This is a genomic window from Nonomuraea sp. MG754425 (assembly GCF_021699195.1).
Lineage (GTDB): Bacteria > Actinomycetota > Actinomycetes > Streptosporangiales > Streptosporangiaceae > Nonomuraea.
Map to the genome: position 1 here is coordinate 1 of NZ_SSXE01000551.1, position 345 is coordinate 345.

Annotated in this window: 1 protein-coding gene; it reads left to right on the forward strand. The window is 62.6% G+C overall.

What is annotated here, in order from left to right:
- Positions 1–49: 49 nt before the first annotated feature.
- Positions 50–345 (forward strand): integrase core domain-containing protein (locus FAF44_RS53925; RefSeq protein ID WP_237111220.1); only part of this gene is annotated, 296 nt, incomplete at its 3' end.

Here is a 345-nt window from a genome sequence, read left to right on the forward strand (position 1 = left end):
CCGGCCGCGCTTTCTGATCCGAGATCGGGATGGGAAGTTCCCAGCCCTCATGGACGAGATTCTCGCCGAGGCCGGCATCAAGACGGTGCTCACCGGTATTCGGATGCCGCGCATGAATTCGATCATGGAGCGGTGGGTGCAGTCATGCCGCCACGAGCTTCTCGACCGCTGCCTGATCTGGAACGAACACCACCTGCGGCACGCCCTGCGCGAGTACGAACACTTCTACAACCAGCACCGAGCACATCAAGCCCTGAACCAAGCAGCGCCGCGACGCACCGTGCCCGATCCGATCACGGATCCGACGCGAATCATCGACCTGAACGTACGCCGACGAGACCGGCT